This is a genomic window from Bernardetia sp. ABR2-2B (genome assembly GCF_037126435.1).
GTDB lineage: Bacteria > Bacteroidota > Bacteroidia > Cytophagales > Bernardetiaceae > Bernardetia.
Map to the genome: position 1 here is coordinate 4223447 of NZ_CP147020.1, position 11369 is coordinate 4234815.

General features: G+C 30.7%; 12 protein-coding genes. 9 read left to right on the plus strand and 3 right to left on the minus strand.

The window, feature by feature from the left end; all coding sequences use genetic code 11:
* Window positions 1–169 precede the first annotated feature (169 nt).
* Window positions 170–1174 (plus strand): WYL domain-containing protein, encoded by a 1005-nt coding sequence (locus WAF17_RS17835; protein WP_338762550.1) that lies wholly within the window; start codon window positions 170–172, stop codon window positions 1172–1174.
* A 162-nt stretch (window positions 1175–1336) separates the two neighbouring features.
* Here WAF17_RS17835 and WAF17_RS17840 read toward each other — a convergent pair whose 3' ends face one another.
* Window positions 1337–1969 carry a TetR/AcrR family transcriptional regulator gene (locus tag WAF17_RS17840; RefSeq protein WP_338762552.1) on the minus strand — a complete coding sequence of 211 codons (633 nt, stop codon included), beginning with the start codon at window positions 1967–1969 and terminating at the stop codon, window positions 1337–1339.
* Between the two features lie 171 nt (window positions 1970–2140).
* On the opposite strand from WAF17_RS17840, the gene WAF17_RS17845 reads away from it, so the two are divergent.
* The 5 genes from WAF17_RS17845 to porV (WAF17_RS17865) all read left to right on the plus strand — a co-directional run bounded on the left by WAF17_RS17845 (window position 2141) and on the right by porV (WAF17_RS17865) (window position 8055).
* Entirely contained in the window at window positions 2141–3061 is a 921-nt protein-coding gene (locus tag WAF17_RS17845; protein WP_338762555.1) for an alpha/beta hydrolase, read from the plus strand.
* 79 nt (window positions 3062–3140) lie between these two features.
* Window positions 3141–3956 (plus strand): orotidine-5'-phosphate decarboxylase, encoded by an 816-nt coding sequence (gene pyrF / locus WAF17_RS17850; RefSeq protein WP_338762557.1) that lies wholly within the window; start codon window positions 3141–3143, stop codon window positions 3954–3956.
* A gap of 126 nt (window positions 3957–4082) precedes the next feature.
* Window positions 4083–5156, plus strand: coding sequence for a hypothetical protein (locus WAF17_RS17855; protein WP_338762559.1), 1074 nt, complete (start codon window positions 4083–4085; stop codon window positions 5154–5156).
* Window positions 5157–5528: 372 nt separating this feature from the next.
* Complete coding sequence (gene porV / locus WAF17_RS17860; RefSeq protein ID WP_338762562.1) at window positions 5529–6716, plus strand: type IX secretion system outer membrane channel protein PorV; 1188 nt, start codon at window positions 5529–5531, stop codon at window positions 6714–6716.
* 202 nt (window positions 6717–6918) lie between these two features.
* A complete protein-coding gene (gene porV, locus WAF17_RS17865) occupies window positions 6919–8055 on the plus strand; it encodes a type IX secretion system outer membrane channel protein PorV (protein WP_338762566.1) in 1137 nt (378 codons plus the stop codon).
* Window positions 8056–8176: 121 nt separating this feature from the next.
* Here porV (WAF17_RS17865) and WAF17_RS17870 read toward each other — a convergent pair whose 3' ends face one another.
* Window positions 8177–8644, minus strand: coding sequence for a DUF4293 domain-containing protein (locus tag WAF17_RS17870; protein WP_338762569.1), 468 nt, complete (start codon window positions 8642–8644; stop codon window positions 8177–8179).
* 268 nt (window positions 8645–8912) lie between these two features.
* Between WAF17_RS17870 and WAF17_RS17875 the strand changes: the two genes are divergently transcribed.
* From WAF17_RS17875 to WAF17_RS17885, 3 genes are all read left to right on the plus strand, one after another.
* The gene (locus tag WAF17_RS17875) at window positions 8913–9383 is read left to right on the plus strand and encodes a GNAT family N-acetyltransferase (RefSeq protein ID WP_338762572.1); all 471 of its coding nucleotides are present in this window, start codon (window positions 8913–8915) and stop codon (window positions 9381–9383) included.
* Between the two features lie 69 nt (window positions 9384–9452).
* Entirely contained in the window at window positions 9453–10160 is a 708-nt protein-coding gene (locus WAF17_RS17880; RefSeq protein ID WP_338762575.1) for a hypothetical protein, read from the plus strand.
* Between the two features lie 38 nt (window positions 10161–10198).
* Window positions 10199–10798: a hypothetical protein gene (locus WAF17_RS17885; protein WP_338762578.1), complete on the plus strand. Its 600-nt coding sequence runs from the start codon at window positions 10199–10201 to the stop codon at window positions 10796–10798.
* A gap of 13 nt (window positions 10799–10811) precedes the next feature.
* On the opposite strand, the gene WAF17_RS17890 is transcribed toward WAF17_RS17885, so the two are convergent.
* Window positions 10812–11360: a SiaB family protein kinase gene (locus tag WAF17_RS17890; protein WP_338762581.1), complete on the minus strand. Its 549-nt coding sequence runs from the start codon at window positions 11358–11360 to the stop codon at window positions 10812–10814.
* Between the last annotated feature and the right edge of the window lie 9 nt (window positions 11361–11369).

Below are 11369 nucleotides of genomic sequence, written 5' to 3' on the forward strand. Positions count from 1 at the left end.
AAAGACGATATTTTTTTGGCAAAATCCATTTAAAATGCGTTTTTTGTTAGAATTATGATTTAATACAAAAGTTACTTCATTTTTCATGAATCGTCAGATTAAAATTGTAATTAGCGACACTGATTATTTCATAATTCGTAATCCATAATGTTTAATTCGTAATTGATATATGGCAGCTACCAAACTCGCTTTTTTTCGCTATTTGCTTATTGACCAAATGTTACGCAGCAAATTCAAACCTTTTCCTACCAAAGATGAATTATTGGAAGCCTGTAGAGAGCGTTTTGGGGTTTCTTCGGCTTCAACTATCGAAAAAGATTTAGCTGCTATGCGTGATGAGTTTGATGCGCCAATTCAGTACAGCAAAAAAATGAGAGGATATTCTTACTCTGATACAAAATACAAATTCCTTTCTGTTAATCTTTCTGATGATGAACAACTTGCAATGGCTTTTGTAGAGTCTCTTTTGGGAGAGTTTAGAGAGCTTCCTATTTTTAATGAGTTTTCAGGTGCAGTAGATAAAGTCTTGGACGGAATGGAAATTGCCAAAACTTCTGAAATCCAAAAAAATGTTCAGCGAATTATTCAAGTCGAACAATCGATTTATAAAGGAAAAGGAACACACCAACTCAAAGATTTAATCTATCATATTTCAGAACAAAATGTAATCAAAATATTCTATCAAAAACACAACGAGCTACACACGAAACCTTATAATATCCACCCTTATTTATTAAAAGAATACCGAAATATGTGGTATTTGATTGGTTGGGTAAGAAAATATAACGAAGTCAGAACCTTCGGACTAGATAGAATAATGGATATAGAACCTTCTGATGAGAGCCTTTTCATTACTCCAGACCAAGCCAAATTTAATCCAGAAGAATTTTATCATTACTGCATTGGCGTTTCGGCATTAAATCAAAAGCCAGAAGATATAGTTTTGAGTTTTGATCCCTTTCAAGGAAAATATATCAAATCACAACCCTTGCATCACACACAAGAAGTTTTGGTAGAAGATGATAATGAATACAGAATCCGTTTGCATTTGATTGTAAATTACGAACTCAAAATGTTGATTTTGGGTTATGGTTCGTCTGTTCGTGTGATTAGCCCTTCGCCTCTTGAAAAACAAATTCGTGCAGAGCTTCAAAATACATTACAGCAGTATTGATTTTTGTAAAACTTTGTCAGTAGTTTTTTAGTAATCCAAAACAACTCTGACAATAGTTATAATACAACTATTAAGAGATTTAGACTAAGCTTTTCTTTTAAAAAGCAATTTGCATTTATCTGTATTTTCAATCCTCTAAATCCTAAAAATCCTTTACCAATCCTACATCATATTCTCCTCAAACTCCTCAAAAATAATCCTTCCTTTTTCAGAAAGGTAAGGAAAAATCAAGCGATTGACATAATTTATATATTCATTTTTTAAGCTCAGTTTTTCAAACTCTTCATTTCGTAATTGCATAAAAAAGAAAGTTCGCATTGCACCACTAAGTTCCATCAAATAAAATATATCCTTTTCTTCAAACTCATTCCGAAAAATATCATTTTCTATAAGCTGCACAAAGATAGATTTCAAAATAGCTTTTCGCTGCTCATTTTCTTGATTGATTTTTTTAGCTAATTCTTCGTATTCCCTAATTAAAAAAACATAGTCTTTAAAGAAAAATAAATAGGAAAGTGAAATATCAAACGTATAAAAAGGAGCTTTCAAAATAGACAAAAATAGATTTTCTTCTCCAAAAAAAGCCTGTGAAACCTGCTGCATTTCAGTTTTATATTCTTGATATAATTCTTCAATCAGTTTTTCTTTTGTCGGAAAATGATAAGTAATATTTCCATAACTCTTATTCATTTCTTTGGCTACTTCACGAAGCGTAACGGAAGGAATACCTTTTTGATTGAATAAATCTTTTGCAACTCTCTTAATTTCTTGGCTGGTATTGGGTTTGTTTTTCATAGAACAAATGTAGTGAAAAATATTTTTAGTCCAAATGGACTAATTTTAAAATTATTGATTATCTTTGTTTCAAATTATAGGTTAATGAGGTACTTCAGACTTCCTAGTCTGAATAAAAAACTCTAAATAAAACTTTTACACAGACAGAGAACACATTATAATCTAACTACAATGAAAACAGGAACAATCTATAAAAAGCCAACTTACAAACAGAATTTAATGCGTTTGTATGATGCTAAATTAAACTCTTTTGCAAAAGATAGTTATGAAGAATTGAATATCGAAACCTTTGCAGGAAATACACACATTATTGTAAGAGGAGAAGAGAGTTTACCTCCTTTGGTTGTTTTTCATGGTATTCATGCAGGTGCGCCTGTGGCATTGGAAGCAATGAAAAATTTACACGAAAAATATCGTATTTATGCTATTGATACCATCGGACAAGCTACAAAAAGCGATGAAACAACACTTGATTTCAAAAATAATGAATATGGAAAATGGGCTGCCGAAGTTTTAGAAAAACTGCATCTTCAAAATGTTCCTGTGATTGCTATTTCGTATGGAGCGTTTATTTTGAATGAACTTATAAGAGTCAGTCCGAAAAGTATCAAAAAGGCAATTTATATTGTTCCTTCTGGCTTTGCAAATGGCGATTTTTTGCCTTCTTTTTCTCGTTTGAGTATTCCACTTTTTAAGTTTCATTTTACCAAAAAAGAAAAGGATTTAATAAAATTTATGGACGCATTTTTCACTACCAAAGACAAACATTGGATAGAACTTCAAAAAAATATTCTATTAGGTGTAAAAATGGATTATCGTCGTCCTCCTTTAATGACTGAAAAAGATACTCAAAATTTTGATGCGCCTGTTTTTGCTATAATTGCAGAAAATGATGTTTTTTTTCCAAAAGAAAAAGCAATTGTACGTATGAAAAAAGTCTTTGCTGATTTGAGAGAAATTTATATCTTGAAAGATGCCAAACATATTCCTGATGAAAGTCGCTATGATGAAATCACAAATAAAATTGAAGAATGGTTATCTTTTTCTGATAAAAACAAAGAATCAAAAACAAGCATTGAAAGAGTTAGATAAAAATACTATTTTTGTATAAAATTCAGATACTTCTCTCGCCGTTGTTGATGTTTCCACCAACAACACAATACGTATAAAAGTGAACCGTAAAGAACTCGTAGCCCAAATAAAAGCCAAAAAATCTTATCTCTGTGTAGGTTTGGATAGTGATATTAAAAAAATTCCGTCTCATTTATTGAATGCAAAAGACCCTATTTTTGAATTTAATAAAAGAATTATTGATGCGACAGAAAAGTATGCTGTTTCTTACAAAATCAATACTGCTTTTTATGAAGCTCTAGGAACAAAAGGCTGGGAAAGTCTGCAAAGAACGATTGAATATTTACCAAAAGATGTCTTTATTATCGCAGATGCCAAGCGTGGCGATATTGGAAATACATCTTCACAGTATGCGAAAGCATTTTTTGAAAATCTAAATTGTGATGCTGTTACGGTTGCGCCGTATATGGGAGAGGATTCGGTAAAGCCTTTTTTAGAAATAAAAGATAAATGGACAATTTTGTTGGCTCTTACTTCCAATTCTGGAGCGCAAGATTTTGAAATGTTAGAACTCAAAAATGGTAAAAAGGTCTATGAAGAGGTGTTAGAAAAAAGCCAAAACTGGGGAACAGACGAAAATCTTATGTACGTAGTAGGCGCAACAAAGGCAGAATATATCGAAAACATTCGTAAAATTATCCCTAATCATTTTTTATTAGTTCCGGGGGTGGGAGCGCAAGGAGGAAACTTGCAAGAAGTTTCGAAGGCAGGACTGACAAAAGACTGTGGACTTTTGATAAACTCTTCTCGTCAGATTATTTATGCCAGTAAAGACCGAGATTTTGCAGAAATGGCAGGTAAAGCAGCACAGGAAATTCAACAAGAAATGGCTTTACAGTTATCAGTAACCAGTTAATTTCATTGTATTTGAAAATGTATTTTTATTTACTCCGTATTTTCATTCTCTGTGTTCTTTGTAACTCTGTGTTAAAAAATGTATTTGCATTTCCCTAATTCCTAATTTCCAATCCCCAATTCCTATTTGAAATATTTCAAACATCATCAAATCAATAAAAAAAAATGGGATAAGTGTATTTCTTCATCAAAAGAAAATATTATTTATGTTTTTTCGTGGTATTTGGATATTGTTTCCCCTTCTTGGGAAGGATTTATTTTAGAAGATAATGAACAAAATTATTTGGCTGTCATGCCACTTCCTGTTAAGAAAAAATATGGAATTTCATTTCTACAAGTTCCTCTATTTGCACAACAATTAGGTGTTTTTTCTACTCAACAATTATCTACTTTAGAATTTAAAGCCTTTTTGATTTTACTTCAAAAGCAGTTTAAATTGGTTTCAAATTATCCATTTAATACGACAAATTACGAAGACTTTAAAAGTGAGTTTGAAGAAGTGTTTAATAATCAAAATGATAATAAATTTGAAGAAAATTTAAAAAAATACAAAAATCATCATCTTTCTTTGCAGCACAATTACTCTAAGATTCGTCAGAGTTATAAGAGAGATACAAAATATAGAATTAATCAAGCTCAAAAACAGAATTTTGAAGCCATAAAAAAAATAGAAAATGATGATATAGATTTACTGTATGATTTTTTTGAAGAAAGCGTTTTTTTAGAAAATGGAATTTCAAATCAAGCAAAAACAACATTAAAAAAAGTTTTCAAAATTCTGAAAGAAAAGACTTTGGCTGAATTATATTATATTCAAAATAATAAAAATGAAGTTTTGAGTGGAGTTTTACTCGCCAAGAGTGAATCATTTTACCAAAGTCATTTTACTACAAAATGGATTTATTTATTCAACGCAGCCAATCCGAATAATAACAGAGACGAGAGTAGAAGATGGTTTTTAGATAAATTCATTCAAGAAAAAAGTAATAAAGTAAATTATTTTGAAAGACAAAGTAAAGAACCAATTTATGAAACAATTTTAGATTTTGAATCAGCACAAGAAAAAGAAGTTGCTCGTTTTTATGCTAGTTTTGGCAGTAAAGAAATGCTATTTTTTGTACTAGATTATAATGAGTTGCCATTTTATATTCAATTTGCTCAAAAAACAATCCGTTTAATAAAACAATTTTTTCACAAATAAATACTATAATTGAATTTTTAAATAAAGTAATCTCAAATTTTATCTGAATCGTTTCAAAGTTTTTTATAGATTTGATTGTCTTTATTCTCATTTAAGTGTTTTTTTTTATATTTTTGTAAACGTTCGTTAAATATCCACTTTTGCCAAATCTTTTGGTATTTCCCTTAGTTTATGTGCTGATTAGCCTATGAATAAAAATTTTACTTGTCTTTTATTTTGTCGCAACTAGTTTATTCAAAGAATACAGTTTTATCTAATTTTATTAGAATAGAAATAGTATTCTAACAAAAAAAAGATTTAATGAGGCTTAATCCCTTCAGCTTTTAACTAAATTATATTCGAAATTTTATCTTATAAAAATTAAATAATTGTATGCAAATACGTAAAGTTCTTGCAGCCGTTTTGGGTTGCTTACTAGTGAGTTTTTCTTACTCAAATTTTAATACAGCTTCAGCTCAAATTGGTGTCGATTCTACTGGACGTAGAGTAATCACTACTGCTATTCCTATTTTGTTAGTAGGTCCTGATTCTCGTGCTGCTGGTATGGGAGATTTGGGCGCAGCTACTTCTCCTGATGCAAATTCAGTACATTGGAACCCTTCAAAATTAGCTTTTATCGAAAATGATTGGTCGTTTGGAGTATCTTATTCTCCTTGGTTACAAAGGTTAGTTAATGATATGTGGTTGGGTTATGTAAGTGGTTCGAAACGTATTTCTAAAACACAAACTGTAGGTGTTACTTTCCGTTATTTTGATATGGGAAGTCTTCAATTCACAGATGCTAGAGGCGAACCTCTAAGAGATTTTAATCCTCGTGAGGCTGCCATTGATGCAACGTTTGCCCAACAACTTTCCAAAAAGTTAAGTATTGCAGGTACATTTCGTTTTATTCATTCCAATTTAGCAGGAAATGTAACTAATAACGGTCCTGTTGAGAATGTCAAACCAGCTAACACAGGTGCAGTAGATGTATCGATGTTTTATAAGAGCAAACTCAATTTCAAAAGTTTTGAAGGAGATTGGGCATTGGGATTAAATATTTCAAATATTGGTGCGCCAGTAACTTATAATGATGCTGCACAACAAGATTATTTACCTGCTAATTTGCGTCTAGGAACAGCTTTCAATGCAGAATTTGATGAGTTTAATAAACTGACTCTTGCTTTTGATGTTAGTAAATTACTTGTTCCTACTCCTGAAAACACGGCTTCTAATGGTGCAAACGACCCAGTTTTGTCTTCTATCTTTAAGTCATTTGGAGATGCTCCTGATGGTTTTGGCGAAGAAATAAAAGAAACAATTTTTGCCGTAGGTGCAGAATATTGGTATGCCGATTTGATTGCGCTTCGTGGGGGGTATTTTCACGAAAATCAAGAAAAAGGAAATCGTCGTTATTTTACATTAGGTTTGGGTTTGCGTTATCAAGTTTTTGGTTTTGATTTCGCTTATCTTATTCCAAATCAACAACAACATCCACTTGCTGATACTATTCGTTTTTCTCTTTTATTTAATATCAATAAAGGTGAAAAAATAGATGAGCCAGAGGAAGGAAATAACTAATTGAGAGTACAAACCTATAAGGTTTTTAAAACCTTATAGGTTTGAAATGAAAATAAATAAGCTTTTATTTAAAAAAAAAGAGATTGAATGACTAAAAATTTACTTGCCTTTCGTTAGAACAAACTTCCGAAATCACTTTGAATATTCTAAGTAAATCCCTTTCGTCTAATTATTTATATCTTTTATTTTTTTTTGAATAAATATGCAAATAGTAAAAAGCAGTTTGTCAATTCTTTTGACGCTAATTTTAAGTAGTTTTTCTAATTTTTGTTTTGCTCAAGTAACAGCCAATGCTCAGTCTAGAGCAATTCGAACAGCCGTTCCTATCTTACGTTTTTCGCCTGATGCTCGTGGTAGTTCCATGGGAAATGCAGGAGTAGCACTTTCTCCAAATGTAAATGCTACATTTTGGAATCCTTCAAAACTATCTTTCCTCAAAAATGAATGGAATTTTGGAGCTTCTTATTCTCCTGTTTTCCATAGAGTGGCTGACAATATGTGGTTTGGCTATTTTTCAGCAGCTAAAAAGCTAAATGAAGAACAAGCAATAGCACTTTCTTCTCGGTATTTTGAAAAAGGAAAAGCTGGTAATATCACAATGCCAAACTCATCACAAGAATTAGATTTAGGTTACGATTTTACCCTAGATGCTAGTTTTGCCCAAAAGGTCTCTGAGAAGTTGAGCCTTGCAGCTACGTTTAGATATATTCGTTCGAATCAATTATTTATCAATTCTTCTAATACTTATTTTAACTCTGTTCAAAATGTAGGTGCGATGGATGTATCTCTGTTTTACAAAACAGACTTCGTAATTAATGAAAAACAAGTAGATTGGAATGTAGGAGTAAATATTTCAAATATGGGGCAACCCTTTTCATATCTAGGCGCAAAAGAATACTTACCAGCAAATCTTGCTATCGGAACAACTCTGACTCATCATTTGAATCAAGATAATTTATTTACCTTTGCTTTTGATGTAAATAAACTACTTGTTCCTACCCCAAACTCTTCAAATCAAATACCACAAAAAAATGTTGTATCTTCTATTTTTAATTCTTTTTCTGATGCTCCAAATGGTTTTAGTGAAGAAATGCAAGAGCTTATTTTAGCTTTAGGTGCAGAGTATTCATATAAAAATGCATTGAAATTAAGAAGTGGTTATTATCATGAAAATGAAAACAAGGGTAATAATCGTTATCTTACCTTTGGGTTGGGAGTAGAAAGAAAAGCCATTGCTTTGAATGTTTCTCTTCTAAAAGCCATTGTTGATTCGCCAAATGATGGAGCTTTTCAAGTTTCTCTAATTTGTGCTTTTGATTCCAAGAAAGAAAATTTATAATTTTTAGCCAAAAACTAAAGTTTACAGTACAGCTTCATTATGAAAAATAAGCTATACTAAAAAAAGCCATTTCTAACTAAATAGAAATGGCTTTTTTTGATTTTTATTTTACAGGAAAAACTTATCTCAAACGGTCTGCGCTACGCACCATATCTTCGTCTTTTTTGATGAAACGAACAGAAAGCCAATTAAATAAAATAGCTGCCACAGGAAGGTAATATCCATAAGCCATAGTTCCTCCCATTTCAGGAGAAAAAATATCTTGTGCTTGATAGGTTAGAAAAGTAGAAACCCCAATAAAAACAGCAATAAGAAGAGTGCAGAAAAGAGCAATTTTCATTTGAAAACGACGATTTTTGAAGTTAAAAATATTCCAAAAAGCCAAAATAGCTGTCAGACCTGCAATAATAGCAAGATAAATTGTTGTTTGTTCCATGACTGTTTCTCCTGCTAGAGTTTGTATCATTTCGATAGCATTTATCTGAATTTTGTTTGTTCCTACTTCTTTTCCCCAAATAGGAAGAAAAACAGTCAGTCCCATTAAGATAGAAACCATCAATAAAAAAATACTTTGAATACGCTGAATCATAATTTTATGAATTTTATGAATGAATCAAAGACAATTACGAATTACGGAATACGAATTAACCTAAATAATCAATATATTTTTCTGTTAGATTAATAAGTCATTCAAAATTTGAAAGTATTTTTAGTAAAACGTTGTCCTTTGTAAATTAAATAAATTATTTTTGTGGCTGCAAAATTACAGAACTTAGCCTAAAAAGTGCTACTAGATTCTGAAATCTTTGTAATTTAATCCTTAAAACCTCTTTTTTATTTATTTTATCTCCTCTATTATGAAGATTCAGCTTTTTGATTCGACGGCATCAGAAAAATTAGAACGTGCTTTTGCTATTCGTAGAATTGTTTTTATTGAAGGACAAGATGTTCCTGAAGAAGATGATTTTGATGGACTAGACGCAATAGCAACTCATATTTTGGCAATAGATGAAAGTAATAATGAAAAAGCAGTTGGAACAGCTCGTTTTAGAGTAACTGAAAAGCATAAAGATAACTCTCCCAAAAAAATAAAACTAGAGCGTTTTGCTGTTTTGGAAGAAGATAGAGGAAAAAAAGCAGGACAAAAAATGGTAGAGTTTGCGCTACAACAAATTCAGAAAAAGGAAGAGTTCAAGACCGTAGAAACAATTTATCTACACGCCCAACTTGCAGCCGTTTCATTATATGAGCGTTGTGGATTCAAAAAAGACGGAGATGTTTTTGAAGAAAGTGGAATTATGCACTACAAAATGATTTATAAAGTTTAAATTACGACCTGCCAAAGCAGCGCAGCTAATTACGAATTACGAATTTTTTCTGTTTATAAAATTTTGATTATGATACGATTCAAAAAAATACTGAATTTTGCTTGTCTATTACTTGTCGTATTTTTTTTCTTCTCTTGTGATAATCAAGAACGTGAAGTTGATTTTGCTGCCATTCATCAAAATTTAAAAAATAAACTAAGTAAAGAAGTAGCTAATCATAAATTTCAAGATGATAGTTTGCAGGTTTATGAAAAGTATATTTTTTATTCTCTAAAAGAGTATAAATCAGAAAAAAGTAAAATTGTCAATAGAGGATATTTTACACTATTTTACGTTCAGAATGTAGGAGATGATAAAAAAGTAAATACGAAAGATGATTACTTCAAGTTATTGAATACTGTTCGTACCGATGAAGTAATCGAAACAGATAGTAAAATGACTTTAAAGTTTGATGTTGGTACTTCAGAAACATTCCAATACTACAATAGAGAATTTTTAACTCAAAACTTAACTATTCAATTTTCTATTACAGATAATGTTTCAGAAAAGAAAATGAAATATGATACAAATTACAACTATAAAAGAATTACTAATTTGGGTAAAACACAATCAAGCTACTTAAGATACGAAGTTCATACTGGAATATCAGAAAGTAGTAAACTTTATCCACAATGGAAAAGAGAAGATGAGTTATCAAAAGAAGGTTTAATTTATCGTACTGACAATAATGAACATTATTATACATTAGAGCTAGATGATTCTGAACTACTTAACTAATTTTATTTTCAATTAAATTCTACCTAAAACTGTATTTTATGAAATCTATAAATCATTTGTCAAAAATAACTTTTTACCTTTTCTGTATCGCTTGTCTTTTTGGTTGTGCCTCTAAGAAAGAAGGACAAAGTAAATATTTAGTTTCTTTTGAAGAGAGCATAAAGACAAATCTACTGATTAATCGGTTTATTTATTCAATAGAGCAAATTGAAATGGATTCTAGATTAGACTCAACTTCTAGTAGGAAAGATGTGGTTTCTTATTTCTTAGATGTTTCTAAAGATACTATTACTCAAAAATTGAAAGATAGAAAAGAAGTATTGTTAGTTATGGTGCAATATGAGTGCTTTGATAATTTTCCAAAAGTCAATTTATCTATAAAAGGAAACGAACGATTCAATTTTTATGCAGAAGATGAGGAAGAAGAAAAAAGACAAAAAGAAGAATATGTAATGGTATTTGAAACTCAAGAGAATCGTTTTTTTAGCAACTACCAAAGAGCAGGGGATTTAGAAATAGAAGGAATTATTTATCCACAAGTTAGCTTTTTTACAAGAAGAATGTACAGAGAAGAAGGAATAATAACAATCAAAATCGCTGCTTATTTGACTTATGCAGAACAAAAAAAACTATTTTAAGATAGAATAATATCTAAAAAACCTCAATCCGATTCATTTTTACTTGAATAGAAAAGTACGCCATTTCTTCGTTTTTTTCAGAAATAGTAAATTCAGTTTCTAATGGATTATTCGATTTTCTTACCATTTCTATAAAGCCAATATTTCCTCCATAGTGTCCATCTTGGCGAGTAGCACGTCTTTGAGAGCGATAAAAAACACGCAAATCTTTAGGAGGGTTAAGCGAGTTTATATGTCCGCAATGACTTTTCATTTTTTTTATTTTACTTGTCTTTATTTTATTGGCAGCTGTAAAAATATAGTGGGTTTCGGTTTTTTGGACAACAAGCATTCCATAGCCTACTTCTCTTCTATCAGCCAAAGAAAATTCTCTTTTCTCAGAGTAATGATTAATATTCTGACCTAACTCTATGATAATACCAAAAAGACGTTTACTAACTAAATAATCTTCTTCAGCTTCACGCAGTCGTTTTGCCATTGTTGCCAAAATAGTTTGAGACATTGCACCTTGATACATCAAAACAACGTCTTTGTGTGCTAAAGAAGGGTATAAGTCAAGCATAAATACAAA

Coding starts and splice junctions, on each gene's coding strand:
- WAF17_RS17835 (WP_338762550.1), top strand. CDS start 170: ATGGCAGCTACCAAACTCGCTTTTTTTCGCTATTTGCTTATTGACCAA.
- WAF17_RS17840 (WP_338762552.1), bottom strand. CDS start 1,969: ATGAAAAACAAACCCAATACCAGCCAAGAAATTAAGAGAGTTGCAAAA.
- WAF17_RS17845 (WP_338762555.1), top strand. CDS start 2,141: ATGAAAACAGGAACAATCTATAAAAAGCCAACTTACAAACAGAATTTA.
- porV (WP_338762562.1), top strand. CDS start 5,529: ATGCAAATACGTAAAGTTCTTGCAGCCGTTTTGGGTTGCTTACTAGTG.
- porV (WP_338762566.1), top strand. CDS start 6,919: ATGCAAATAGTAAAAAGCAGTTTGTCAATTCTTTTGACGCTAATTTTA.
- WAF17_RS17870 (WP_338762569.1), bottom strand. CDS start 8,644: ATGATTCAGCGTATTCAAAGTATTTTTTTATTGATGGTTTCTATCTTA.
- WAF17_RS17875 (WP_338762572.1), top strand. CDS start 8,913: ATGAAGATTCAGCTTTTTGATTCGACGGCATCAGAAAAATTAGAACGT.
- WAF17_RS17880 (WP_338762575.1), top strand. CDS start 9,453: ATGATACGATTCAAAAAAATACTGAATTTTGCTTGTCTATTACTTGTC.
- WAF17_RS17885 (WP_338762578.1), top strand. CDS start 10,199: ATGAAATCTATAAATCATTTGTCAAAAATAACTTTTTACCTTTTCTGT.
- WAF17_RS17890 (WP_338762581.1), bottom strand. CDS start 11,360: ATGCTTGACTTATACCCTTCTTTAGCACACAAAGACGTTGTTTTGATG.